The organism is Gemmatimonadota bacterium (genome assembly GCA_041390105.1).
Lineage (GTDB): Bacteria > Gemmatimonadota > Gemmatimonadetes > Longimicrobiales > Gaopeijiaceae > JAGQIF01.
Genome location: JAWKQO010000001.1, coordinates 93,974 through 119,457, shown reverse-complemented (window position 1 = coordinate 119,457; position 25,484 = coordinate 93,974). Strand labels below are relative to the sequence as shown.

At 68.4% G+C, this 25,484-nt stretch carries 22 protein-coding genes; 5 read left to right on the top strand and 17 right to left on the bottom strand.

Annotated elements, in window-relative coordinates; all coding sequences use genetic code 11:
- The 4 genes from R3E10_00560 to R3E10_00545 all read right to left on the bottom strand — a co-directional run bounded on the left by R3E10_00560 (window position 1) and on the right by R3E10_00545 (window position 5,966).
- Window positions 1–1,032, bottom strand: a complete 1,032-nt coding sequence (locus R3E10_00560) for a protein phosphatase 2C domain-containing protein (GenBank protein MEZ4414223.1) — start codon at window positions 1,030–1,032, stop codon at window positions 1–3.
- A gap of 2 nt (window positions 1,033–1,034) precedes the next feature.
- Window positions 1,035–2,750 (bottom strand): protein kinase, encoded by a 1,716-nt coding sequence (locus tag R3E10_00555; GenBank protein MEZ4414222.1) that lies wholly within the window; start codon window positions 2,748–2,750, stop codon window positions 1,035–1,037.
- A 130-nt stretch (window positions 2,751–2,880) separates the two neighbouring features.
- Window positions 2,881–5,376, bottom strand: coding sequence for a serine/threonine-protein kinase (locus R3E10_00550; protein MEZ4414221.1), 2,496 nt, complete (start codon window positions 5,374–5,376; stop codon window positions 2,881–2,883).
- Window positions 5,373–5,966 (bottom strand): sigma-70 family RNA polymerase sigma factor, encoded by a 594-nt coding sequence (locus R3E10_00545; GenBank protein ID MEZ4414220.1) that lies wholly within the window; start codon window positions 5,964–5,966, stop codon window positions 5,373–5,375. Before R3E10_00545 ends, R3E10_00550 begins: the two co-directional genes overlap by 4 nt.
- A gap of 102 nt (window positions 5,967–6,068) precedes the next feature.
- On the opposite strand from R3E10_00545, the gene R3E10_00540 reads away from it, so the two are divergent.
- Entirely contained in the window at window positions 6,069–6,824 is a 756-nt protein-coding gene (locus R3E10_00540; protein MEZ4414219.1) for a hypothetical protein, read from the top strand.
- Complete coding sequence (locus tag R3E10_00535) at window positions 6,824–7,756, top strand: mechanosensitive ion channel family protein (protein MEZ4414218.1); 933 nt, start codon at window positions 6,824–6,826, stop codon at window positions 7,754–7,756. Before R3E10_00540 ends, R3E10_00535 begins: the two co-directional genes overlap by 1 nt.
- 40 nt (window positions 7,757–7,796) lie before the next feature.
- On the opposite strand, the gene R3E10_00530 is transcribed toward R3E10_00535, so the two are convergent.
- From R3E10_00530 to murA, 9 genes are all read right to left on the bottom strand, one after another.
- Window positions 7,797–8,738 (bottom strand): bifunctional riboflavin kinase/FAD synthetase, encoded by a 942-nt coding sequence (locus R3E10_00530; GenBank protein ID MEZ4414217.1) that lies wholly within the window; start codon window positions 8,736–8,738, stop codon window positions 7,797–7,799.
- The gene (gene truB, locus R3E10_00525) at window positions 8,732–9,601 is read right to left on the bottom strand and encodes a tRNA pseudouridine(55) synthase TruB (GenBank protein ID MEZ4414216.1); all 870 of its coding nucleotides are present in this window, start codon (window positions 9,599–9,601) and stop codon (window positions 8,732–8,734) included. The genes R3E10_00530 and truB overlap by 7 nt, the downstream gene beginning before the upstream one ends.
- A complete protein-coding gene (gene rbfA, locus R3E10_00520) occupies window positions 9,598–9,972 on the bottom strand; it encodes a 30S ribosome-binding factor RbfA (GenBank protein ID MEZ4414215.1) in 375 nt (124 codons plus the stop codon). Before rbfA ends, truB begins: the two co-directional genes overlap by 4 nt.
- A 38-nt stretch (window positions 9,973–10,010) precedes the next feature.
- On the bottom strand, window positions 10,011–10,292 hold the full coding sequence (locus R3E10_00515) for a DUF503 domain-containing protein (protein MEZ4414214.1): 282 nt from the start codon (window positions 10,290–10,292) through the stop codon (window positions 10,011–10,013).
- A gap of 28 nt (window positions 10,293–10,320) precedes the next feature.
- Window positions 10,321–12,963, bottom strand: a complete 2,643-nt coding sequence (gene infB, locus R3E10_00510) for a translation initiation factor IF-2 (protein MEZ4414213.1) — start codon at window positions 12,961–12,963, stop codon at window positions 10,321–10,323.
- Window positions 12,963–13,271 (bottom strand): L7Ae/L30e/S12e/Gadd45 family ribosomal protein, encoded by a 309-nt coding sequence (locus tag R3E10_00505; GenBank protein ID MEZ4414212.1) that lies wholly within the window; start codon window positions 13,269–13,271, stop codon window positions 12,963–12,965. Before R3E10_00505 ends, infB begins: the two co-directional genes overlap by 1 nt.
- Window positions 13,272–13,281: 10 nt before the next feature.
- Window positions 13,282–14,697 carry a transcription termination factor NusA gene (nusA, locus tag R3E10_00500; protein MEZ4414211.1) on the bottom strand — a complete coding sequence of 472 codons (1,416 nt, stop codon included), beginning with the start codon at window positions 14,695–14,697 and terminating at the stop codon, window positions 13,282–13,284.
- Between the two features lie 59 nt (window positions 14,698–14,756).
- A complete protein-coding gene (gene rimP / locus R3E10_00495) occupies window positions 14,757–15,260 on the bottom strand; it encodes a ribosome maturation factor RimP (protein MEZ4414210.1) in 504 nt (167 codons plus the stop codon).
- Between the two features lie 185 nt (window positions 15,261–15,445).
- The gene (murA, locus tag R3E10_00490; protein MEZ4414209.1) at window positions 15,446–16,726 is read right to left on the bottom strand and encodes a UDP-N-acetylglucosamine 1-carboxyvinyltransferase; all 1,281 of its coding nucleotides are present in this window, start codon (window positions 16,724–16,726) and stop codon (window positions 15,446–15,448) included.
- Window positions 16,727–16,866: 140 nt separating this feature from the next.
- Here murA and R3E10_00485 point away from each other — a divergent pair, with 140 nt between their 5' ends.
- From R3E10_00485 to R3E10_00475, 3 genes are all read left to right on the top strand, one after another.
- Complete coding sequence (locus tag R3E10_00485) at window positions 16,867–17,391, top strand: hypothetical protein (protein ID MEZ4414208.1); 525 nt, start codon at window positions 16,867–16,869, stop codon at window positions 17,389–17,391.
- Window positions 17,388–18,332, top strand: a complete 945-nt coding sequence (locus tag R3E10_00480) for a zinc dependent phospholipase C family protein (protein ID MEZ4414207.1) — start codon at window positions 17,388–17,390, stop codon at window positions 18,330–18,332. Before R3E10_00485 ends, R3E10_00480 begins: the two co-directional genes overlap by 4 nt.
- Window positions 18,333–18,409: 77 nt before the next feature.
- On the top strand, window positions 18,410–19,924 hold the full coding sequence (locus R3E10_00475; GenBank protein ID MEZ4414206.1) for a sensor domain-containing diguanylate cyclase: 1,515 nt from the start codon (window positions 18,410–18,412) through the stop codon (window positions 19,922–19,924).
- Here R3E10_00475 and R3E10_00470 read toward each other — a convergent pair.
- Genes R3E10_00470 through R3E10_00455 form a run of 4 tightly spaced genes read right to left on the bottom strand, consistent with a single transcriptional unit; the run spans window position 19,860 to window position 25,282 of the window.
- A complete protein-coding gene (locus R3E10_00470) occupies window positions 19,860–22,148 on the bottom strand; it encodes a UvrD-helicase domain-containing protein (GenBank protein MEZ4414205.1) in 2,289 nt (762 codons plus the stop codon). The genes R3E10_00475 and R3E10_00470 overlap by 65 nt on opposite strands.
- Before the next feature lie 52 nt (window positions 22,149–22,200).
- Window positions 22,201–23,382, bottom strand: a complete 1,182-nt coding sequence (locus R3E10_00465) for a HAMP domain-containing sensor histidine kinase (GenBank protein MEZ4414204.1) — start codon at window positions 23,380–23,382, stop codon at window positions 22,201–22,203.
- Window positions 23,383–23,434: 52 nt separating this feature from the next.
- Window positions 23,435–24,712 (bottom strand): serine--tRNA ligase, encoded by a 1,278-nt coding sequence (gene serS / locus R3E10_00460; GenBank protein ID MEZ4414203.1) that lies wholly within the window; start codon window positions 24,710–24,712, stop codon window positions 23,435–23,437.
- Between the two features lie 3 nt (window positions 24,713–24,715).
- Window positions 24,716–25,282: a hypothetical protein gene (locus R3E10_00455; protein ID MEZ4414202.1), complete on the bottom strand. Its 567-nt coding sequence runs from the start codon at window positions 25,280–25,282 to the stop codon at window positions 24,716–24,718.
- Between the last annotated feature and the right edge of the window lie 202 nt (window positions 25,283–25,484).

Here is a 25,484-nt window from a genome sequence, read left to right as displayed (position 1 = left end):
TCACTCCTGAGGGTTTGGACCGGAGTCGCCACGCACTTCGCTCGACGCTCCTGGGATCACGCGCAGTTCGGTGGAGTCGGGGATCGTGTCGGGGGTGGACACCTGCTCCACGTCGGGGCTGGGCGCCGCGCTGTCGCGGGTCCAGCGCACCGCGGCCACGGCGGCAGCCCCGATCAACACCAGCGTACCGAGCACCATTTGAGGCGCACCCCGGCGCCGCACCCGGGGCGCTGCCACCGCCGCGCCGTCGCCCAGGGTGGCGGCAGCCAGGTCGACGTCGTGGACGTCGAAGACCAGCGCGGTGATGTTGTCGGTCCCGCCTGCGGCATTGGCGAGGCCGATGAGGCGCTCCGCCGCAGCGTCCGGATTGGACTCAGCGCCCAGGACATCGGCGACTACGGAGTCGGCCACGAGGCCGTGCAGGCCATCGCTGCACAGCAGGTAGCGGTCTCCGACCTGGAGCGTCTCCTGGTAGGTGGCAATCTCCAGGCGTTCACCCACGCCCAGACTCTGTGTCAGCCAGTTGCGGTGCTCGTAGGCCGCGGCTTCTTCGGGGCTCAGCACGCCGGCCCGCTGTTGTTCGGCGACCCAGGAGTGGTCCTCGGTGATCTGTGTGAGGGTGCCGTCCCGGAGGCGGTAGCAGCGCGTGTCTCCCACGTGGCCGAGGGTCAGGGTTTCGCCCTTCAGCACCGCGATGGTCGCGGTGCTGCCCATCGCCTGGGAGCGATCACCGCCGCCCGCTTCGGCCAGCAGGGTCCGATGCACCTCGTCCAACAGCCGACGCAGCCACGGTGCCGCATCGACGCCGTGGCCTTCCGTGGCCAGAGCGGAGGCCTGGGTGCTTTCGACGACCAAGCGGCTCGCCTCGTCGCCTCCCGAGTGCCCGCCGAGCCCATCCGCCACGACGAACACGGCGTCGAAGGCAGGATCGACCGCCGACGGAGAGGCCATGTACAGGCCGAAGGCATCTTCGTTGCGCTCGCGCGCCTGGCCGGTATCCGACCGCGCTCCCACGGCGTAGCGTCGTCCCATCGTCACCACTCCCAGATCAACCAGCGGCCGCTCTCGTAAACCATGGACCAGTTGATCCAGTCGTCGGCGATCTCCACGAACTCGCCGGTGGCCAGAAGGCGGCCGGTCAGGTGCGTGTGGAATTCGACGTACGCATGATGGTCGTCTTCGAACTCGACCTGCACATCCGCCACCTGGGAGCTGAGATCGCCCACGGTGGCGAGCATGGCCTGGATGTCGCGGGTAGCTTCCGGAATCAGGTTCGGGTGGACGTCTGCCAGCAGGCCGCGCAGATCCCCCGCCTCGGTGGCGCGTCGTTGACGTTCCACAACCGCCAGGATGGCGCGTCGGGCCGCGGCCGCGTCGAATCCACGCACCTCCGGGACCACGGGGGGCGGTTTCCTGGCGGTGTCGGGGGGCGGCGTCGGCTTGTCGTCAATGGGGGCGGGGTTGCGGTCACCCTGGTTGCCCCGCGTAGGACGATCCCCGTTGTTGGAGGGCGTAGACGTCGTGTCGTTTCGGTCGCCTTCGCGACCGGGAACCAGCACGTCGATGACTTCCTGCGGGAGCGGGCCGCTGGGCCCGGAGTTGTTGTCCCCGCTGCCAGGGGTCGGCGAGGGACCGGCCGGGACCGGACTCTGTGGACCCAGCGCCTGCCGCTCGGGCGGCCTCGAAGACGGCCAGAACGCCACGGCCGCAACCACCGCGAGCAGGAGCGCGCCGATCCAGAAGGAGCGTGGCAGGCCGAGCCAGGCGGTCCGGTTCAACGAAGCGGCCGCCCCCTGGAGTGCCGTAGAGCTCCCGACCCGGCGGACTCCGTCGGCCACCGCCGCGGCTGCACCCGCGAGGGCCGCACCCGCGTCGGGCGCCGAGACGGCTGGTCGCTCAGCGGAGACCCGCGGGGAGCTTCGCCCCAGCGTCGTGTTGCCGACCCAGCCGCCCTCCTGCAACGCATCGATCAGTGCGTCGGCGGTGGCGTAGCGCTGCTCGGGATCCTTGGCCATCAGGCGGGACACCACCGCCACCAGCTCGGCCGGCGTCCCCGGGGCCCGTTCCGCCAGCGACGGAGGCTCCTGCTGGATGTGTTGGATGGCGATGGCGACGGCATCCTCGCCCTGGAAGGGCACCTCGCCGGACAGCATCTCGTAGAGCAGCACTCCCAGCGCGTAGAGATCGCTCGCTGGCGTGACGGGCTTCCCGCGCGCCTGCTCGGGGGACATGTAGTAGGGGGTGCCGAGCATGACACCGGTCTTGGTCTTCGAGTTGGCGTCGCGCATGTGCGCGATGCCGAAGTCCGTCAGCCGGGGGCGCCCCTGGTCGTCGAAGAGGATGTTGTCGGGCTTGATGTCGCGGTGGATGATGCCCCGCCGGTGGGCTGCCGAAAGCGCGCTGGCCACCTGTGCGGTGATCTCGACCGCGCGGTGGGGAGGCAACGGCGCCTCCCGCTGGATAACACCTCCGAGGGAACCGCCCCCCACGAACTCCATGATGATGAAGTGGCTGCCCTCGTGCTCTTCGACATCGTAGATGTGGACGATGCCTTCGTGCGCGAGCTGGGCCAGGGTCTGCGCTTCCCGACGGAACCGCTCCAGGTTCTCTTCGTCGGCCATCTGCCGTGGCAGCATCTTGACGGCCACGGTGCGATTGAGCGTGACCTGCGTGGCCCGATACACGACGCCCATGCCGCCGCGTCCGAGCTCGGACTCGATCCGGTACCGCCCGATCTGTTCACCGACCATTGGCTGCCTCGCGCTTGGGCCCTCGCCCACAGCACGCGCATCCGGTCGGGTTCAGGGATCAGGACGACGGGGTCAGGGGGGAATAGACCGGCCCTTGGAACGCACGCCCCCCGACGAGGGGGTCGACCGCCTACCGCTCCGTCGTACCCAGGCGCTCCAGCAGCACGAGGTCGTCCGGTGCGGTCAGGCCCTGGGCCTGCAGCTCGGAAAGGCGTGCCTCGGCGTCCGTGGCGAACGGCGCCGGGCGGCCCGCCGAACGCGCCAACAGCGAGTGGTAGGCTTCAGCGCGCGCCAATTCCAGTCGGCCCCGCACATCGGAGGCATCCAGCTCCAGGCGGCGCAGCAGCCAGTCCCGGGCCGTGCTCAAGTGGTCGAGGGCCGACTCGACCTCGCCCGACTCGTCCAGGACGCCCGCCAGCGAGCGATGGCCGAGGGCCAGATCGGTCAGTCCCTGCGCATTGCTGGTGTCGGAGACATGGAGGCCCGCGTACGTCTCCAGGGCCAGCTCACACCGGCTGCGGGCAAGGGCCAGGTCCCCGAGGCCCGCCTCGACCTCACACAGGTTCTGATAGGCGACCCCCACGTCTCGCACAGCGTCCACGTTGGTGGGAGCCTCATCGGCGAGTTGGCGCCGCACCGAGAGGGACACTTCGAACGCGGCCCGCGCTGCGGCAAGGTCACCGTTCAGGCGGGCCAAGGTCCCGATCCGCTCCTGCACGAGACCCCGAAAGCGCCGGACCCCCCACGCTGCGTTGTCTGCGAGCGGATAGGTGGCGAGCCGCAGCTCGGCTGTCGCATAGATCGCCCGAGCAGAGTCGGCCAACCCGAGGTTGGGGAAATTGGGGTTTCCCGTCAGGTCGCCGAGCTTGACCAAGCTGATGACCACGGAAAGGGCGTGGCGGGCGCTGTCTGGCGCCGCCTGTGCGATGGTCGCATACCCACTCAGTGCCTCCTGGGCCAGGCCGACGCCAGCTCCAACCTCACCACGGAAGGCCAGGGCATCCCCCATCTGCTCTTGCAGCACTGCCAGCGTTCGGCGGTACCGGGTTTGGGCGGGAGCACCGGCGACGGCCGCGCGCGCAAGCTCGATCCCCTTCTCATAGCTGCGCGCCGCAGCGCTCAAGTCGCCCAGGCTGGCCCCCGCCGGTTGCCCTTGCGCAATGCCAAGACGGAGCAGCGCCTCGGCGACTTCCCACTCCAGAGCGGGATCGCCACCCACGTCGAGGGCCAAACCCTCCAGGCTCGCGTAGGCGCGGTCCAGCAAGAGGGCACGTGCTTCCGTCGACCCGGGAAGCTCCGAAATGGCATCGTGCACGTCGAAGACCAGAGACCCCACCAGACGGCGAACGTCCTGGGCTTGCTGCTCCGCTCGGGCTTGAGCCAATCGGGCCCGGGAGCGCTGAACCACCGCCCCGCTGAGACCCACGGTCAGAGCCACCACGCCGACCGTCGCGACCAGGATCGAGCTACGATGTCGTCGCACGAATTTCCGAGCCCGGTAGCCCAGCGTGTCGGGCTGGGCCAACACCGGACGTCCACTCAGGAAACGGCGGAGGTCCTCGCCGAGTTGAGCCGCGGAGGGATAGCGCCTCTCCGGCTCCTTGCGGATCGCCGTAAGGATGATCTGGTCCAGGTCTCCCCGTAGCTCCTGCGCGCGTACCCCGGGAGCCACTCCAGCGGGGCCGCCTTGAGCGAGAGCCGCGCTGGGCAACGTGGGCTCGCTCGACGAGACGATGCGTTCCATCTCGAAGATCGACTCGCCCCGAAAGGCGTACGGGCCGCGTCCGGCCAGGATCTCGTAGAGAACCACACCCAGAGCGTAGATGTCCGACAGGACGGTCACCGCTTCGCCCCGCAGCTGCTCCGGACTGGCGTAGGCCGGAGTGAACGCGCGTGCGCCGGCTTCGGTGACGGTCCGGTCCGGATCCGCACCGGGCGAGACGATCTTCGCGACCCCGAAGTCGAGCAGCTTCACGACGCCGTCCGGAGTGACGAGGATGTTGCCGGGCTTGAGATCACGGTGCACCACCAGATTCTGGTGCGCGAACTGCACCGCGGCGCATACCTGCCGAAACAGGTCGATGCGCTGTTCCGTGGTCAGGCCCCGACGCTCGGAGAAGACGTCGATCCGTTCGCCCTCGACGTACTCCATCACCAGGAAGAGCCGACCGTCGCCGGTGACCCCCGCATCGAGCATCGAGACGATGTTGGGATGCGCGAGCGAGGCGAGGATCTGGCGCTCCTGACGAAACCGGCGGATCAGGTCCTCGGAGTGACCCTGCCCGTGCAAGAGCTTGATGGCCACCCGACGATCGAACTGCTCGTCGGCGCGCTCCGCTTCATAGACGACTCCCATCCCGCCCGCACCCACTCGGCGCAGGAGTCGGTAGGAGCCGAGCAGAGTGCCCTCGAGGGCGGGCGCTCCCAACTCGCTGTGCTGCGGCAGGGGTCGCTCCAGGGGATCGCCGGTGCGGTCGACCGCCTCAAGCAGGCTTCGCACCTCCTCGAGCAGAGTCGCATCGTCGGCGCACTCGCCGGACACGAACGCCGCACGCGCGGCCGGATCCAGATCGAGCGCGGCATCGAGGATCGCCTTGACCCGCTCCTGCCGGTCGGGGTCCGTCACGCCCCCGGCGCCTCTCCGCCCATCTCCCCGGTGGAGAGGGCTCGGTAGAGCCACGCCTTGGCATGTCGCCAGTCGCGCTTCACAGTGGGTTCCGAGACGCCGAGTGCCGCTGCCACCTCGGTGATCTCGAGGCCTGCGAAGAACCGCATCTCCACGATGCGCGCAGCCCGGGGATCCGTGCGCTCCAGCTCGGCGAGGGCCGTGTCGAGGGCGATCACGTCGATGTCGGGGCCGGCCAGGGCCGCCGAACCCTCCACCAACGTGATGGCACGCCCTCCGCCCCGCTTGGCCGCGCTGCGGCGGCGCGCGTGGTCCACCAGAATCCGTCGCATGGCCTGGGCAGCGATGCCGAAGAAGTGAGCTCGGCTATTCCAGGAGGGGACCCGCTGCTGCACGAGCTTCAGGTAGGCCTCGTGCACCAGAGCCGTCGGTTGGAGCGTATGCCCCTGGGGCTCAGCTCGGAGATGGGCCCGGGCGAGGACGCGGAGCTCATCGTAGACGACCCTGAGCAGCTCGGCCTGCGCCTCGTCATCCCCTGAGGCGAATCCATCGAGGAGTTGGGTTACGTCGCTCGGGCGGGGGGAGCCCACAGCTGACCTCCAGAGTCACGATCCCGACGGGGCAAGAGTAGCGCCCCCCGTGCCGCGGGGGAACCTCCGATCCTTCCGCTCCCGCTCCTGCGCGTGGGATGTATGGACCTCTGGGGGCAGTTCAACATCTCGGAATACGAGCCCGTGCGCCGACCCTTGGGCGAGGTGCGGCTGGCCCTGCGCATGGAGCGCGGCGAGCTGATCGTCACTGTGGACACGCCCGCCAGCGCCTCCGCCCCCTGGGCCAGCGGGGTCCAGGAGGAGCGCTGGACCGCTCCGGGTCCGGCAGCGTCCGTCACCATCGAGCCCGCCCTGCCCGATCGGCCCATCGTGATCGGCGTCACCAATCCGTTCCGGATCGCGCCCGGTGCGGAGGTCCGGCTGCAAGTCCAGGTTCCCGTCTGGGCCCGCATCCACCTCGAAGACCCCGCGCGAACACTCCTCGCCGAAGTCGCGAGCACCGTGCTCAGCCCTACCTGGTGGGGCGGGAAGACGCGGGGTGAGCTGGCCTACTGGTTACCCGCGCGGGTAGAACACACCGACGCGGAGGTGGGCCCCGCCACCGCGGCTACCGCGGTCTGCTTGCTCCGTGTGACCAACCGCTCGCGCAGCGTGCTCGACGTCACGCGACTCGCCATCCGTGCCCCGCTGCATACGCTGTTCGCCACCGAGCGGGGGTTGGTCACCGACGAAGCCAAGATCCTCTATACCGGTGAAGACTCCACCGAGATCGACGTCGGCGCTCGGCCTCCTTCCTTCGCGCCCCACGCTCCCAATGTGCAGCGGCCACGGCAGTTCGCGGCCCGCGGCCTCAAGGCCCTCACCTTCGCCCACCTGCGCAGCCTGGAGCTGTATTGATGCGCTCCCTATTGATGCGCTCCCTCCTGCAGGACGCCGTCGACTCCGTGGGTGCGTCCCTGGTGGCCCCCCCGCCCGGTCCCGACTCGTTCTCGCTGGCCGCAGCGGCGGATACGACGCGGTCGGCTCTCGAACCGGCCGTCGCCGCAGGCGCGCCTCTGTGGCGCCCGCTGCTCGTCGTCGCCATCGGTCTCCCCCTCTTGGGCTGGCTGACGCTGTGGGGCCGCAGCGTGGTCAGCCGACGCGTGGGGCCGCATCGGGGGCTCATCACCGGCAAGTTGATCTTCTACCCGGGCGTCGTCGTGATGGCGACGCTCGTGCTTCGTGAGCTCGGGTTCAGCCTGACGCCGATGCTGGGCGCCGCCGGCGTAGTGGGGATCGCCCTCGGCTTTGCCTCTCAGACGAGCGTGTCCAACATCGTGGCGGGCTTCTTCCTGGTAGGTGAGCGGCCCTTCGTCGTCGGAGACATCATCGAGATCGGCTCCACGGCCGGTACGGTCCTCTCCGTGGGTATGCTGTCGGTGAAGCTACGCACGTGGGACAACCGCTTCATCCGGGTCCCGAACGAATCGCTGATGAAGAGCGAGGTAACCAACCTGACCCGCTTTCCCATCCGCCGCGTGGATATCGTCGTGCGCATCTCCTACGACGAAGATCTGGACCATGTGCAAGAGGTATTGCTGGACGCGGCCCGGGCCCATCCGTCCTCCTTGATGGAGCCGGAACCGCGTCTCTTCTTCGTTTCGTTCGGGGAAACGGCCATCCACGTCAAGCTCACGGTCTGGGGAACTCGAGACGACCGCCGCGAGCTGAAGCACAGCCTCCCGGCCCTGATGAAGCGCCACCTCGATCAGGCGGGAATCCGCATTCCCCATCTCCCGGCCGTGGTCCCGCTGACAGTGGCACCCTCGGGATCCGAGGGCTTCGGGTGAGGCATCGTCCAAGAGGACGGGACAAGGCGCGGCTCGCAGGTCAGCCCAGCGCGTGCCGGGCCCGCTCCACGTCCCGTCGGATCTGCTCCACCAGCGCTTCGACGGTCGAGAACGGCTCGATGCCGCGCAGTCGTTGCACGAAGTCCACCCGGACGTCCTCGCCGTAGAGATCCCCATCGAAGTCCATCAGATGCACCTCGATGGTCGGAGGCGCACCCTGGAAGGTCGGCCGGGGCCCCAGGTGCAGGGCGCCCCCGAAGGTCCCCGTTCGGACATGGGCGCGCACCGCGTAGATGCCAGGGGGGGGCAGGAGCTTGTCCGGCACCGGTACTGCCAGATTCGCGGTGGGAAATCCGAGCGTGCGGCCGCGCTGGTCGCCTCGCACCACCAGGCCGCGAACCGCGTAGGGGCGCCCCAAGCCACCTGCCGCCTCGTCGAGGTCCCCGGCCGTGACCGCCTGGCGGATGCGCGTGGAGGAGATCGGGGCTTCCCCCTCGAATACGGGGGGCACTACGTCGACAGCGAACCCCAGCTCTCCACCGATCTCCCGCAGCGTCTCCACGTCACCGCTGCGACCGCGTCCGAAGCCGTGGTCGTACCCGATGACGAGCTCGGACACGCCGAGGCGTCCCACCAGGATCTCCTCGACGAACCTCCGCGGGGTGTACCGGGACAGCGCTCGGGTGAAGGGCAGGAACACGGCGTAGTCCAACCCGGTCTCGGCCAGGATCTCCTTCTTCTCCACGGGTGTGGTGAGCAGGGGCGGAGCATCTTCGGGGCGCACGATGCGCAGCGGGTGGGGATCGAAGGTGACCAGGACACTGCGACGATCCTGCTCGCGCGCCCGTCGACAGATCTCGTCGAACACGGCCAGATGACCACGATGCACCCCATCGAAGGTGCCCACCGTGATCACGGTTCCGCGCCCGTCCTGCGGCAACGCGTGCGGGAGTCGGGGATCGATCGCGAACGCCTCTACCACGAGAACACCTTCCGGGGTCGGAGCTGTCCTGCGCGGACCTCCGCGACGGCGACCAGGTCCGCTCCGTCCGCCACCGCCACGAGTCCATCGTCCGTTTCGACCCCCACTGCGACCGGCCGTCCGTGGCGGACGCCAGCCAGGGCCTCCCCATCCAGCTCGATGCGCCGGAGGTGCGACAGCGCCCGCAAGGGCGCGATCAGCGCGCCCGAGACACGGGCTGCGTCGTCGAGCTCATCGGGGGTCAAGGCGCCCGCCACGCTGTGGGGGCCCACCTGCGTGCGTCGCAGCTCGCTGAGGTGCGCACAGGTGCCGAGCGCCCGCCCGAGGTCGCGCGCCAAGGCCCTGATGTAGGTGCCGCTCGAGCAATGCACGGAGAGTTCGACGAAGGGCAGCGAAACCGACCGCAGCGTGAGCGCATGGACGACCACGTCGACGGCCTGCAGAGACACCTCCTCGCCACGACGGGCCATCCGATACGCCCGCTCGCCGGAGATCTTCTTCGCGGAGTACGCAGGAGGAATCTGACGGACGGGCCCGCGCAGCTCAGCGAGCGCCTCCCGCAGGCGCTCCTCGGTACACACCCGCCAGGCGTCGTCTTCCCGTACCGCAACCCCACAGCGATCGTCGGTGTCCGTGCCCACACCCAGCCGCACAGTCGCATCGTAGCGTTTGTCGAGCCCGGTGAGATACTCGGCCAGCCGGGTAGCACCAGCGACACACAACAACAACAATCCAGAGGCGAAGGGATCCAGCGTCCCCGTATGTCCGATGCGCCGCTCGTGCAGTGCCCGGCGGGCCTGGGACACGATGTCGTGGGACGTAGGGCCCGAGGGCTTGTCGATCGGAAGAACCCCGGCGGTCACGGGTCGGACGCATCCGGTGCTTCGTCGTCGGCCTCGATCCCTGCCTCTTTGAGCAGGGACTCGATGCGCTCGGCCGCCTCCGCGGTGCGATCCTCCTCGAAGCGGAGCTCGGGTACGCGCCGCAGCCTCAGCACCTGCCCCAGCTCTCTGCGGATGTAGGGCGTCGCAGCCGTCAGCCCCTTGCGAGCTTGTGCGCGCGCCTCCCGGTCCTGCGGGAGCCGCACGTAGATGCGTGCCAGCCATAGATCCGACGTGACCTCGGCCCCGGTCACCCGGACGTCGATGACCCGCGGGTCGCGTACCCGCAGGCGGAGGATCTCCGCAGTCTCCCGCTTGACCTGCTCGTTCAGGCGTTCGTAGCGACGAGACATCTCAGCACCGGTCGGCAGGCACACATCGAGGCATCCCCCTAGAGATCCTCGCGGCGTGTATGGGAGATGACCAGGCGCCCACTCTCGTCGAGCAGCCGGTCGATGCGGCTCTCGACGGCATCCGCCTGCGCCACGTCCGGGGAAAGGTAGACGACCGACAGCTCGCCGCGACCCCAGAGATCCTGACCACCGGTCTCGGCGACGGACACATTGAAGCGCGTGCGCAGGCGGTCCTTCACGGACCGGAGGACCATACGCTTGTCCTTCAGACTCTGCGCCTCGGGGAAGGCGAGGTGGAAGACCAGCAAGCGAACGATCACCGACGTCCGGAGTGGACGGAAGGCGTGATCAGTCCCGGCCCTTGGCGGAGTCGGCCAGCGTGCGGGCGACTTCCTCAACACGATAGCACTCGATGACATCGCCCACCTTCACGTCGTTGAAGTTGGCGATCCCGATGCCGCACTCGAAGCCCTCGCGAACCTCCCGTACGTCTTCCTTGAAGCGCTTGAGAGACGAAATCGTCCCGTCGTAGATCATGATCCCATCGCGTACCAGGCGAACCTGTCCAGCTCTCTGGATGGTTCCGTGCGTGACGTAGCAGCCGGCGATGGTGCCGACGCGCGTGATCCGGAACGTATCGCGCACCTCGGCGGTCCCCAGGATCCGCTCCTTCTCTTCGGGGGACAGCAGTCCCTCCAAAGCCGAGCGCACATCGTTGACCGCTTCGTAGATGACGTCGTAGGTGTGCACATCGACGCCCTCGCGCTCCGCCAACCCCCGGGACTTGGCGTCGGGTCGCACCCGGAAGCCGATGATGATGGCCTGGGTGGTGGAAGCCAGCAGCACGTCCGACTCGTTGATGGCCCCCACGCCGCGATGGACGATGTCGACCGAAACCTCGTTGGTGCCGAGCTGCTCCAAGGCATCCGCGACGGCCTGCACTGAGCCGTCGACGTCGCCCTTGATGATGAGGGCCAGGCGGCCGGTCTTTCCTTCGGCACGCAACTGCGAGAAGTCGCCGAGCTTGAAGCCGCGCTCCCGAATGCGGAGCTGCTTCTCTCGGTCCAGCCGCTGACGGTTTTGCGCAATCTCGTAGGCCCGGTCCGCTTCCATCGACTGGAACGAATCACCGGCCTGAGGAACCCCCGAGGCTCCAAGCACCTGGATCGGGAAGCCCGGACCGACGGACTCGACGGGCTTGCCGCGCTCATCCAGGAGCGCCCGCACCCGACCGTCGTACAGGCCACACACGAAGGAGTCGCCGACCCGCAGGGTACCACGCTGGACGAGGATCGTGGCCACCGGCCCCTTGCCCGGATCCAGCTTGGCCTCGATCACGGTGCCCTGGGCCTCGCGATCGGGGTTGGCGGTGAGGTCGAGCAGCTCGGCCTGCAGCAGCACCTTCTCGAGCAGGTCCTCGATGCCGATGCGGGCCTTGGCGCTGATGTCGGCGGACAGCACGTCACCACCGAAATCCTCGACCGTCACGCTCTGCTGCAGCAGCTCTTGTTTGACGCGACCCGGATTGGCGGCGGGCAAGTCGATCTTGTTGACCGCGACCACGATCGGAACGCCGGCGTTCCTGGCGTGACTGATCGCCTCGATGGTCTGCGGCATGACCGAGTCATCTGCGGCGACGACCAGCACCACGATGTCGGTCACCTCGGCACCACGGGCGCGCATGGCCGTGAACGCCGCGTGACCGGGCGTATCCAGGAAGGTGATCGCCCGCCCCCCCGGAAGCTCGACGTGGTAGGCACCGATGTGCTGGGTGATGCCCCCGGCTTCGCCTGCCACCACGTTCGTGTCGCGAATGGCGTCCAGCAGACGCGTCTTGCCGTGGTCGACGTGCCCCATGACGGTCACGACCGGCGGCCGCGGCTTCAGCGACTCGGGCGGATCGACGTCCTCCTCCTCCTCCTCGCTCGCCCCATACTCGGCCTCTCGCACCGCCTTGAAGCCGAACTCGTCCAGGAGCAACTCGATCTGATCGAAATCGAGGCGCTGGTTGACGGTGACCATCAGCCCGAGATTCTTGAATGCTGCCCCGACGATCTCGGTCGCGGGGACATCCATCAACTCGGCCAGCTCGGCCACGGTCAGGAACTCGTTCACGCGAACCGTACGGGCTTCGCGGGCACGTTCCTCGGCCTTCTGCGCCTCTTCTGCCTCGCGCCGCTCGCGCGCGTCCTGGATGCCCTTCCCCTTCCGGCGCTTCTTGCCGCCCCCTTTGAGCTCGGCCATGACGCGCTGGATGTTGGATTGGACGGCGTCCTGGTCCACCCTGGTGCGCTTGCCCTTCTTCCGGTCCTTGGACTGCCGGCGGCCGTCGGGAGTGTACCCTTCGGCCTGGATGCGCACCTTCCCGCCGGAGGCGGCCGCACGATCCGCCGGGGCTCCTCCCCCAGCGGCGGGCGCAGGCCGCCGGATCACCCGGGCCGGGCCCTTCGGCGCATTGCGACGCACAGGCTCGGGCGCGGGAGGGGCCGCTGGGGCGGTCCGAGCCGCCGCTGCCGCCGCTGGGCGGACCGGTTTGACCGCGGGGCGTGCGGGCTCCGCCACGGTCGGCTTCGCCTCCACCACGGGCTCCGGCGCCACGGGAGGAGCTTCGACCACGACCGGTTCGACGACCTCCGGCTCAGGGGCAGCGATGGGGGCCTCGACCTCGGGAGCGGCGACCTCTGCGACGGGGGCGGCGGCCGCTTCCTCGACCTCCGGCTCCTCGGCCTCCGGCTCGGGCTCGGGCGTGGCCCGGCGACGGCGTCGGCGCGTCGTGGGCGTCTTGGCGTCCTCGATCGCCGCCTGGATGGCTTCCCCCGCCTTGCGCTTGCCGGTGCGGCGCTCGCGTTCGACCCTGGCGATGACACGGGCCACATCGGCCTCGTCGAGGGCGCTCCGCCGATCGGACACACGGATCCCGAGCTGCCGTAACAATACCAGCAGCTCGTCGGTCCCGACGTTCAGCGTCTGTGCCAGCTCGATGACCCGCATCAATGCTCCGCTTCGTGTTCCGCGGTCTCCGGCGCCACTCGCGCCAGGACCGCCTTCGCCAAGTCGGCCCGCGTGACCGCGACGGCCGACAGAGGCCCTGCACCTACCGCCCGACCCAGCGACTCGCGATCGCCCCAGACGAACAGGGGGATCCCGTGCCGCTCGGCCGGCTTCCGCACTTTGTCGACTTGAGCGGGGGACGCGTCCGCCGCGACCAGGACCAGCCTGGCCTCACCGCGCCGGATCGCCTCTCGGGCTCGAGCGGTACCGGGCGCTACGTGTCCAGAGCGACGCGCGAGGCCCAGCATTCCGAGCCCCTCAGGTCGCGTCACCCCCGGCTGCCTCTGCGTCTTCGGTCACGGGCACATCACCCGCGACGTCCATTCCCGATGTCGCCTCCGTCGCCACAGCGCCCGCGCTCGTCGCAGCGTTCGCCTCCGGCAGCGTCTCGACGACGGTCAGCTCGTCGATCAGCTCGACGAGTCGCTTCGCATCGGACTCGGAGAGGCCCGGGATTTTCAAGAAATCCGCCTCTTCGAGGTCGATGATGTCCAGAAAGCTACTATATCCAGCGCTTTCGAGGGCCGCCAGAGCGGCAGCGGGCACGTCCAGCTCCTGGAGCGGGAAGTCCGCCATCTCGTAGTTCTCGGTGGGCTCGGGACCGAAGAGCGATAGCCCCGCGCCGCGCTCCAGCCACTCCCGCGACCCGTAGAGGTCGATCTGCCAGCCGATCAACTGGGACGCCAGACGCACGTTCTGGCCGTTCCGTCCGATCGCCAGCGACAGCTGATCCTCATCGACGATCGCCGTGATCACTTGTCGCTCGGAGTCGCTGATCACCTTCGAGACGCGGGCCGGCGCCAAAGCCCGGCGCGCGTATACCTCGGGGTCGGGATGCCACGGCACGATGTCGATCCGCTCGCCGCCGAGCTCCGACACCACCGCTTGCACGCGCGACCCCTTGAGGCCCACGCACGCACCGACGGGGTCGATGGACTCGTCCCGGCTGTAGACGGCCAGCTTGGAACGACCCCCTACCTCACGGGCGATCCCTCGGATCTCGACGATCCCTTGGTAGATCTCCGGCACCTCGAGCTTGAACAGGGCTGCGACGAACAGGGGATCCGCCCTGGACAGGATCATCCGAGGCCCCTTGGGCGTCTCGTCCACCTTCTTCAACACGGCCCGGATCGGGTCTCCCTGCCGGAAGCGCTCCCGTGGGTTCTGCTCCCGCCACGGGATGATGGCTTCGGCATCCCTGGACCGGTTCAGCATGACGACGATCTTGCCGCGCTCGATCTGTTGGACCTCGCCGGAAAGCAGCTCGCCGATCCGGTCCGAATACTCGTCCCGGATGCGCTGCCGCTCTCCCTCGCGAACCCGCTGGACGATGCGCTGCTTGGTGGCCATCACGGCATTGCGACCGAATTGCGCGAAGTCGACGGGGATCTCCATGACGTCCCCGACTTCATAGGTCGGATCGTCCCAGCGAGCATCGGTGAGCGAGATCTCGGTGGAGGAATCCTCGACTGCGTCGACGACGCGCTTCAACACGACGATGTCGATATCGCCACTCACATCGTCGATGGCGATCTCGGCCTCGACGTTCGGACCATAGATGCGCGCCAGCCCCGCCAAGATGCCGTCACGCATCAAGTCGTTGAGCGCCTCGTCCGAGAGGTTCTTCGTGGACGCGATGTCTCTCAGCGCCGCCACGATCTGACCAGCTTTCATCGTTATCCCCCTCGCCCCTCCGCGCGGCCCTGAAAGCGGCCACGCCCGTTGCCGCGCACCTAACTCCATTCGTAGACGAGCCGACCGCGCTCGATGCCCTCGAGGGGCACCTGCACCTCGTCTCCTCCGTCCAACCGGATGCGGACGACACCGGTGCCATCCGCCACCGCCTTCCGTTCCTCCGCCGACTCCGCGGGGACCAGTACCCCCTCGATCCGCCGTCCCAGCGACCCCAGCGGGTCGCGGGCGCGAATCAAGACGCGCTGCCCCGCGAAGCGCACCCAATCGTCCGGGCGTACCAGCGGCCGCTCCAGGCCAGGAGACGACACCTCCAGCACGTACCGCTCGGGCAACACCCCGTCGAGCCAGGGCTCCAGGGCACGGCTGACGGCGGCACAGTCACCCACCGAAACGCCCTGCCCCGCAGCGGCGCCGGACCGGTCGATCCGGAGGCGGAGGATCGGTCGTTGGGCGTTGCCGGCCCACTCGACCACCACGGGATCGAAGCCCAGTGCTCCGACCCGCGTCTCCAGCTCGCACTCGACCCGCTCCCGCGCCGTCACTCGGGCCCCCTCCCGGCACACACCGATGCACCAGAAGAAAAAAAGCGGGGAAGGCCCGCTTCCCCACTTCCAAATAACGGCCGCCCCGCCCGGGACGGCCGCAGCCTTCCTATGCAAGATAGTCCAAAGGGGCCGCGCTCTCAACCGCGCCCCCCCGGCAACGACCCCCGCCCCCCGGGGCCGTTCTAGTCCTGAACCCGGCGGATTCGGGCCCCGAGCGCCCGCAGACGCTCGTCGATGCGCTCGTACCCCCGCTCGATCTGCCCGATGTTGCCGATCTGGCTCTCCCCTTCCGCCGCGAGCGCCGCCAGGAGCAGCGCCATTCCCGCCCGGATGTCAGGGCTTTCCACCCGCCCCCCCCGCAGGGGCGCCGGCCCCACCACCACGGCCCGATGGGGATCGCAGAGGATGATCTGGGCACCCATGCCCACCAGCTTGTCCGTGAAGAACATGCGGGACTCGAACATCTTCTCGTGGATCAGGATCGTCCCTCGGCACTGGGTCGCCGTCACCAGGGCGATGGAGGTCAGATCGGCCGGGAAGGCGGGCCAGGGGCCGTCATCGATCTTGGGCACGTGCCCGAACGCGTCGGAGCGGATCTCGTGGGGTCGGTCCCCGTGGACGAGGAGGCCATCGTCGGTCACCGTGCACTCCACCCCCAGTCGGCGGAAGCCGAGGAGGGCGGAGCGCATGTGTTCGGGCGGCGTGTCCTCGATCAGCAGTTCACTGCCGGTCACCGCGGCCAGCCCGATGAAGGACCCCGCTTCGATGTGATCGGGCCCCACGCGAAAGCGGGTCCCCCCGAGCCGGTCGACCCCGTCGATGTGCAGGGTGTTGGTCCCGATCCCCTCGATGCGCGCGCCCATCCCCTGCAGCAGCAGACAGAGGTCCTGAACGTGCGGCTCGGAGGCAGCGTTGCGGATGCGCGTGGAGCCTCTGGCCAGCACCGCCGCCATGATGGCGTTCTCGGTGCCGGTGACCGACGGCTCGTCGAGGAACAGCTCGGCTCCCTGCAGGCGTCCCGCCCGCACGTGCAGTCCGTCATCCAGTTCGACACGGGCTCCGAGCGCCTCGAAGGCCAGGAAGTGGGTGTCGAGACGGCGCCGGCCGATGATGTCTCCTCCGGGTGGAGCGAGCCGCGCCTCACCGAAGCGGGCCAGAAGGGGGCCGGCCAACAGCACCGAGGCACGAATCCGCTCGGCCAGCCGGGGATCGGGAGCGCGCCCTTCGACCGCCGCGGCGTCGATGGTGACCTGATTGGCGTCGGTCCATTCCACGCGTGCGCCCAGGGACGCGATGATCTCGAGCAACGTCTCGACGTCCCGAATCCGGGGAACGTTGTCCACCACCACCGGCTCCGACGTCAGCAGGGCGGCCGAGAGCACTGGTAGTGCCGCGTTCTTGTTTCCGGCGGGACGGATCCGGCCCGAGAGGGGGTGTCCCCCTTCGACCACGAAGCTGGGCATGACGTGCGCGAGCGGTTGGAGTGCGCGGAGCGAACGCTCCACTTGGGGAGTCCCCGGCCGGGCGAACTTACCGGATGCGGACAGCAGCGCCAAGCACAGGCACCCTGGAAGCGGCCGCCGCGCAGGCGTTAGCTTCGGACATGCTGGTCGCCCAAGCCTCCGCCGCCGACACCGTCTGGGTGCTCGCCCCCGCGGGCGGGTTGGAGCTCGCGACCCAGGTCGCCATCGTGCTGATCGCGACGTTGCTCTTGCTGGTGCTGCTGATCCTGCTGATCGCCCTTCTGCAGTTGCGAAAGGGCGTGAGCGCCCTGCAGGGCGTGGTGGGACGGCTCGAGCCCTCGTCGCACGCGATCATGGAGCGCGCGCGCGGTATCTCCGAGAACGTCGAGGCCATCACGCGCTCGGTGCGCGGGGACGTCAACACCATCACCGGTTCCATCGAGGCGCTGACCGCCCGACTTCACCAGGCCTCCGACCGCATGGAAGAGCGCATCGAGGACTTCAACGCGCTCATGGAGGTCGTGCAGGAGGAGGCCGAGGACATCTTCGTCGGCACGGCTTCCACGGTGCGCGGAGTTCGGCGGAGCGCGGCGACGCTGAGCGCCGCGGTGGAGACCCCCTCGCTCCCCGAGCCGATCGAGGCCGAGCAAACCGACGCCGAGTGAGCGCGTTCTTCTCCGTCCCCCTGGCCTGTTCGCTCGTCTGGGTCCTGGCCGTCTCCCTCCTGGATCCGACACCGCTCTATGCCTGGGGGCCGGCCACGCACATCGCGTTGGGGGAGGGCGTGCTGGGAGCCCTCTACCTGCTTCCGCCGATGCTGCGTTCCTTGCTGGAACGCTATCCCATGCAGTTCCTCTACGGCTCCATCGCAGCGGACATCTCCTTCGCCAAGAAGTACGCCGAGGCAGGTCGGCACTGCCATCATTGGCATGTGGGCGAGGAGATCCTGGACGCGGCCGGTGACGACCCGCTGCGCGCGGTGGCCTTCGGCTACCTGGCGCACCTGGCCGCGGATACGGTGGCCCACAACGTCTACGTGCCGCGGCAACTCCTCCTGACCAGCACGTCGAAGGGTCTCGGGCACACCTATTGGGAACACCGCATGGACATGCATGCGGGGGAGGCGTATCTGGCTGAGGCGCGACGGCTCATCACCGAGCACGATCACCGTGCGGCCGACGAACTGTTCGACCAGGTGCTGAGTGCCACGTTGTTCAGCTTCCAGACCAACCGCCGCATCTTTCGGGGCATGATCCGGGTCCAGGGCACAGAACGCTGGCAGCGGGTGTTCGACACGGTCCTGAAGAACTCCAGGTTCGATCTGCCGGATCCCCTGGTGCGACGCTACCTCGAGATCTCGTTCGATTCGGTCATCGACTACCTGGTCAACCGCCACCGCTCGGCCCCTGCTACCCTGGATCCGATCGGAGAGGTCAACCTGCGGCTGGCCAAACAGATCCGCCATCGCGAGCTGGCGGACGGCGCCATCGACGATCCCGACCTGCTGGCGCGCTCCGCCGACGCCTTCTTTCCCATTCCCGACGCTCCCCTGACCTTCCGCGCCCCTCAGGGCGTCGGCACACGAGGCCGCCTGAAGCCGGCCTGATCCGCCGCCGGCACGGGCATTGCCTCGCCGGACGGAGTGCATCCCCGGAAACCCGACCTCCGAACCCGGACTCCGCCTTGGCTGCAGCGATCGGTCCTGCGCTCCCCCTCCTCCCGGCAGCAGCCGCCGCCGTGGCCTGCCTTTGGATCGGCGTGCGCGCCTTCCGACTGTCGACGCCCGTCGGGCGCGGCATCGGCCTTACCCTCGGGGTTCTGGCGGTTCTCTGGGGTGCAGGGGCGCTGGGGGCGCTCACGCATCCCACTCTCCCCGCGCTCGCGGGCCTGACCGCCACCGCGCTCGCTACGGGCGCACTCGTGCTCTGGTCGCACCCGCGGCTCGTGGAGCCCCGGCTTCACCGCGCGCTGTTCGACCACATCCCGTCTCCGGCGCTGGGCTTGGACGCCCGGGGCCGTATCGTGGCTGCCAACCGCGCTGCCCAGGCGCTCTGTTCCCGCGCCGGGACGGGCCTCCTCGGCCTCCCCGTCGACCGTGCTCTCGCGGACTGGCCGACGCTTGCGCGGGTGCTCTCCGCGCCAGGACCCACGGCCCGGTCGGCCCACAGCATCGGAGAACGGGAGTGGGCCCTCGAGGTCCTCGACGTGGGGGCAGCGGGTCGAATCGCGCACCTGACCGACATCACGCCACGCAACCGCGAGGAAGTCCTACGCCGCGACCGTGAGGCCCTGCTGGCGGGCGTGCTCGAGACCTCCCCCAACGGGATCCTGGTGCTACGACCGCAGCGCAATCCCCGGGGGGCGGTCGTGGACTTCCTCTGCGTGTTCGCCAACCCGGGCGCGGAGCGGCACCTGGGCTCCCCCGCAGGACCGCTCACCGGTCGGACGCTTCGGCAGTTCCTGCCCTCGCGTGCCGGCGAGCTGATCCCCTTCCTCGCGGACGCCGTGTTCGTGAATCTGCCGACTGAGACCCAGCTCGGCATCGGCAATGGCTCTCGCGAGCGTTGGTTCCGTGTGATCGCGCTGCGTGTTGGTGAAGACGTCTCCACCACCCTGGTCGATATCACGGACCAGCGTCGGCGCGAAGTCGAGATGGAGGAGGCCGCCCACCGCGATCCCCTGACGGGCGTGCTCAACCGTCGTGGCTTCGAGAACCAGGCCCGTCTCTGGTTCCCAGGGCCGGACCGCAGGGCCCCGGGCGCTGCGCTCCTGTACTGCGACCTGGACGGGTTCAAGCCCGTCAACGACCAGTATGGCCACCAAGCAGGAGACCGACTGCTCATGGCCTTCGCCCGTCGGCTCCGAGGCGCAGTCCGTGCCCCCGATCGGGTGGCCCGCCTCGGTGGTGACGAGTTCGCGCTGGTCCTCCCCAACGCGGACGGCACCACCGCGCAGGAGGTCGCAGAGCGAATCGTACTGGAGGCCGGGCGGCCCTATCACGTGGACGCGCAACTGCTCCGCTGCGAAGTGAGCATCGGAATCGCGGTCTATCCGGACGACGGCGACGATCTGGAAACCCTGCTCGTGGTCGCGGACCGGCGCATGTACGAAGCGAAGCAGCAGCCGCGTTCGTCTAGCCGAAATCCTTCTGCAGATCGGCGTAGCGCGCCAGCAGCTTCTTTCGACCCACACTCGTGAAGTCGACCGTCACCTTGAGGTCGTGCCCGAACCCAGAGACCTCTACGACCGTCCCTGACCCGAACGTGGCGTGGGACACACGCTCTCCTTTGAGCAGGCGGGGCCGATCCTGGTCGAAGTCGTACTCGAAGTCCGCGACCTCGGGCTCCTGTTCCTGCGCTCGGCGTCGCTCCCGGGCGTGGCGCCGTTCCTGTACGAAGGAGGGGTACTCGCGCCGAGCCCGCTCCGTGAGGCGCCGGTCGAGCAACTCCTCGGGGATGGCATCGACAAAGGGAGAGAGACGGCCGACCATCATTTCTCCGGCACGGCGCCGCTGCCTGGCGTGGCAGAGGATCAGCTTGTCCATAGCGCGGGTCAGGCCCACGTAGAAGAGCCGGCGCTCCTCCTCCATCTCCGCCGGTTGATCGTACGCCCGCGAAAGCGGAAACAGCCCGTCTTCGAGCCCGGTGATGAACACCGCCGGAAACTCGAGCCCCTTGGCGTTGTGCAACGTCATCAGCGTGACCGTATCCGCTTCCCCCTTCAGCGAATCGATATCCGCCACCAGTGCGACGCGCTGCAGGTACAGGTCGAGATCGCTGAATCCCTCTCGGTCCTCGGGGTCGAGCCCCTGCAGCTGCTCGGCGTCGAAGTCGAGGGCACCGGCGATCAACTCACGCACGTTGTCGACGCGATCGTCGCCCTCCGGCCCCTCCTTGCGGTAGTGGTCCAGGAGGTCGGTCTCCTCGATCACCGCCTGCACGAGCTCGCCGACGGGGATGTCCTTGGCCAACTCGGCGAAGCGCTCGATCAAGGCAGCGAAGCCTTGGAAGGCCCGCACGGCGGCAGTGCCCAGGCCGTCTGCATCGGCGGCGCGTCGGCAGGCCTCCAACAGCCCGGTGCGCCCGGCCGCCGCGAACTCGTTGATACGCTCCAGAGATTTGGCGCCGATCCCGCGGCGAGGAACGTTGATGATCCGCTCGAACGCACCTTGGTCCTGGGGATTGGCGATGAGCCGCAGGTAGGCCAGAGCATCCTGGATCTCTCGTCGCTCGTAGAAGCGCACGCCGCCCACGATCTGGTACGGGATCCCCCGCCGCCGAAACGCTTCCTCGAGTGCGCGTGACTGGGCGTTGGTCCGATACAGAACGGCGAAGTCGGCATTGGCCAGGGTCGGGTGGGACAGCTGCCGGGCTTCGATCTCCTCGACGACAGTGCGTGCCTCATCCATCTCATCCGCCGCACTGATCACGCTCAACGCCTCGCCGGCGTCGCGGTCGGTGAACAGCGTCTTGCCCTTGCGGTCGAGGTTGGCGGCGATGGCGGCGTTGGCCGCCGCCAGAATGTTGCCCGTGGAGCGGTAGTTCTGCTCCAAGCGCACCAGCGCCGCCCCCGGATAGGTTTTCTCGAAGTCGAGGATGTTGCGGATGTCCGCGCCTCGCCACCCGTAGATACTCTGGTCGTCGTCGCCCACGACCATGAGGTTCCGGTGCTGGGCTGCCAGCAGCTCGAGAAAGCGGAACTGGGCACGGTTGGTGTCCTGATACTCATCCACCAACAGGAACGCGAAGCGCTCCTGATAGTGGCTCAGCAGATCGGGAGCCGACTCCAACAGTGCGACGGGCTGCACGAGCAGATCGTCGAAGTCCAACGCGTTCTGCTCACGCAGGGAGTCCTGGTAGACCGGAAAGACCCGAGCCACGTTGCGGGCGAAGATGTCGAAGCTTCCCTCGTTCTCGCGGGCAAAGCGCTGCGCATCGATGAGTTGATTCTTGGCCGCGCTGATCTGGGCCCGCACCGCCTTGGGGCTCCATCGCTTGGGATCGAGTCCCACCGTCTCGACCGCTCGCTGCATGGCCCGCAGGCTCTGTTCCTGATCGAAGATGGAGAATGTGCGACTGAAGCCCAGCCTGGGTGCGTGGCGGCGCAGCATGCGCGCACCCAGCGCGTGGAAGGTGCCGATCCACATCCCGGACGGCTCGGCACCCAGTAGGTGGGCGACGCGCTCCCGCATCTCCCCCGCAGCCTTGTTGGTGAAGGTGACTGCGAGAATACGGTCGGGCGGCACGCCGTGATGCGCGACCAGGTGGGAGATCCGCGTGGTGAGCACACGGGTCTTCCCGGACCCCGCGCCCGCCAGCACGAGGATAGGGCCCTCGAAGTGCTCCGTGGCCTCCCGCTGTGGGGGGTTGAGCCCGTCCAGGCGAGCGAGGCTGTCGAAGAGAGAAGGCGGCGAGGAATTCACGGACCCCCATGGGTGATACGCTCCCGGGCCGGGAGCGGGAGTGACGTGGAAACTACCCGTGGGAGCGCGGAAGTTTCACGAGGAAGACCGCCCCACGCTGGGGTGTATCCAAGAGCTCGATGCGCCCTCCGTGAACCCCCTCGACAATCCGTCGCGAGAGGGCCAGCCCAACGCCCCAGCCGCCGGACTTGGTGGTGACGCCCGGCTCGAAAATCCGGTCCCGCACTTCCAGCGGCACACCGGGACCGTCGTCCGCGATCCGTACCTCCACCCACTTCCCGTCTCCGGCCCGCGCCGAGATCTCGATGGCCCCACCACTGCCTGCGAGGGCATCCAACGAGTTCTTGACCACGTTCTCCAGAGCCCAGACGAGAAGCACGCGGTTTCCTTCGATGAGCGGGAGATTCGTCGGCACGTCCACGACCAAGTGGATTCCAGGTCCCAGGCGGGGCAGGCGTGCCTGGATGTAGCGTTCGAGTTCCTCGAAGAGCTCGGGGAGCGAGATCGGCTCCAACGGCGACTCCCGTCCGATCAACTCGAAGCGCCGACTGACGTTTTCCAGGCGCTCCAGGTCCTCTCCGATGGCCTCCCCGATTTCCAGGGCACCCATTCCCCCCGGACGCTCGTCCTCGGGCATCCGCAACAGCTCCAACCATCCCTGCAGCGAGGAGAGCGGTGTGCCGAGCTGGTGGGCAAGCTCGCGAGCCATGGAAGTCCAGGCCCGCTCCGCCTCCGCCCGGCGCTGCGCGCGGATGAGCGAGAGTCCCAGCATCATGGTCAGCAGGAGCCCCCCCGCCTGCAGCCAGGGAATCCAGCGCAGGCGTGCGGTCTGGGGGGGGTCCCCGTAGTGGATCAGGTTTCCCGAGAAATCCTGGATGGGAGGATGATCCACGTCGAGCAGCGCCAACCAGGCACGGATGCGCGCCTGACCTTCGTTCGTGCTGAGATCCGCTTCGAACGGGAGATTCTGGTGCGCGATCACCGCTCCGGCCGAATCGGTGAGGGCCAGGGGAACCCCCGCGTCGACGATCCGCCCTTGGAGGCTGAACAGCGCCTCGACCATGACGTCTGCGTCTTGCCCCGTGATCCCGGCCTGGGCGTCCGCGTACATCAGGGTCATGGTCTGGGCGCTCTCGTGCAGGGAACGCACGATCTGGTCCGTGTAGATCAGATACCAGGCGAGCTGGGCCAGCAGCAGCAATGCGAGGGCCGGCGTCCACATCCTGCGGATCACGAGCCCGCCCCGGTCATGGGATGGGCCTCGGCGACGCCGTGCACGTGCGCATTCAGCTGCTCAGCACATCCGTGCCCAGCGACGGACGCAGCACCGGAGGCACACGGACGGTTCCATCCGCCGACTGCCAGTTCTCCAGAAGAGCCACCATGAGTCGAGGCAGGGCCAGAGCCGAGCCGTTGAGCGTGTGCACGAACTCAGGCTTCCCCCCACCGCTGGGGCGGTAGCGCACGTTGGCGCGTCGCGCTTGATAGTCCGTGAAGGTGCTGCAGCTCGATACCTCCAGCCAACGCTCCACTCCCGGCGCCCACACCTCGATGTCGAAGGTCATGGCGGACGAGAATCCGAGATCGCCGCTGGCCAGACGCACCACCCGATGGGGAAGCTCCAACAGCTCGAGGATCCGGCAGGCTTGCCCCGTGAGCTCCTCCAGCGCCTCGCGGCTGCGCTCCGCCGTCTCGTAGCGCACCAGCTCGACCTTGTCGAACTGGTGCACGCGCAGCAGGCCCCTGGTGTCCTTCCCCGCCGCCCCGGCCTCCCGGCGGAAGCAAGGCGAATAGGCCACATAGCGGACGGGCAGATCGCTCTCTGCCAGCAACTCGTCCCGGTGCAGGTTGGTGACCGGAACCTCCGCCGTGGGGATCAGCCAGAGGTCGTCCCGTTCGGCCAGATAGGACTCCTCGGCGAACTTCGGTAGCTGACCCGTCCCCTCCATGCTCGTGCGCGTCACCAGATAGGGGACGCGTACCTCCGTGTAGCCATGATCCCGCGTATGGAGGTCGATCATGAAATCGATGAGAACGCGCTGCAAGCGAGCGCCGAGACCCCGGAGCACAGGGAAGCCCGAGCCGGAGATCTTGGACCCGCGGCCGAGGTCGAGCAGGCCCAGGCGCTCGCCCAGCTCCCAGTGAGGCAGGGCCGTGAAGTCGAACGTGGGTGGCGCACCCCAGGCGCGCAGAGTCTGGTTGGCAGACTCGTCTCCGACCTGCACCTCGTCCAAGGGGAGATTGGGCAGGCCCAGGAGCAGGTCGCGAATCTCGCCCTCGCTTGCCTGCACCTCGGCGTCGAGGGCGTCGATGCGCTCACCGACACCCTTCATCTCCGCCACCAGGTCGTCGGCGTCCTGCCCTGCCCGCTTCAGCTCCCCCACGGTCTTGGAGACCTGGTTGCGGCGGGCCTTCAACTCGCCGACCTCGCCGATCGCCCGTCGCCGCACGGCGTCGAGCTCCAGGATGCGCGCCACCTGCTCGCGGACGGTCTCGCTGCCCCGCTTGGCGAGGGCCCCCAGCGCGGCGTCCGGGTCTTCACGAAGCCTGCGGATATCGATCACGGTTCAGTTCGGGGGCCGGAGGCGCCGATCGTTGCAATTGGGATTGCCGTCGAACTGGAAGTCCATGATGCCTTCGGCCTCATCGAGCGCAATCGGCGTGAACTTGGAGAACGCGAAACAGCGCTGCCCGAAGAATCCGACGGTGAGCCTCGTTCGCACCACGTACAGGTTCCCGACCTGCATGCGCAGCGGTCCGGCGGTATAGAGCGCCGTGTCACCCGGCGCCTCACTGATCTCGTCGAACCCCCGGGCGCCCATGTCGGCGACGCGCGCCTCGCTGTCGAGACCGAACGCGACCGCCGGGACGACCACCAGCTGCGCGTCGCGGGTGTCCAACGCCACATCCCATTGGTTGATGGCCGACTGGGATTCGATCAGTACCGGGGTCTCGGACACGAAGTCGAACCCGGCCGGGAAGTTCAGCCCGGAGCGGGCCAGCGAGTAGAGCCGAGCCGTATCCGGGCTCAGCGACCAGTCGATGTACCCGAACGGCTGGTCCTCGCACGCCGCCACCGCCGAGAAGGCGGCCAGCGCGCAGGCGAGCGAGAGTGTGCGCAGACGAAGTTGCATGACGGTCCGAAGGCCGAAGGCACATCCGGGGATGGAGTGAGGCCCGCTCAGGGTTCCCCGACACCCGGACGGCTCCCGGGAGAGCGGGTGAAGATACCCGGCCCCCCAGCGCGATTCAAGCCTGAATGGCTTGTATTTCCTTGACTTTACACCACTTTCACCGTAGGTTCCCCGCCGTCTTCCACTTCATTTTTCCGCGCCG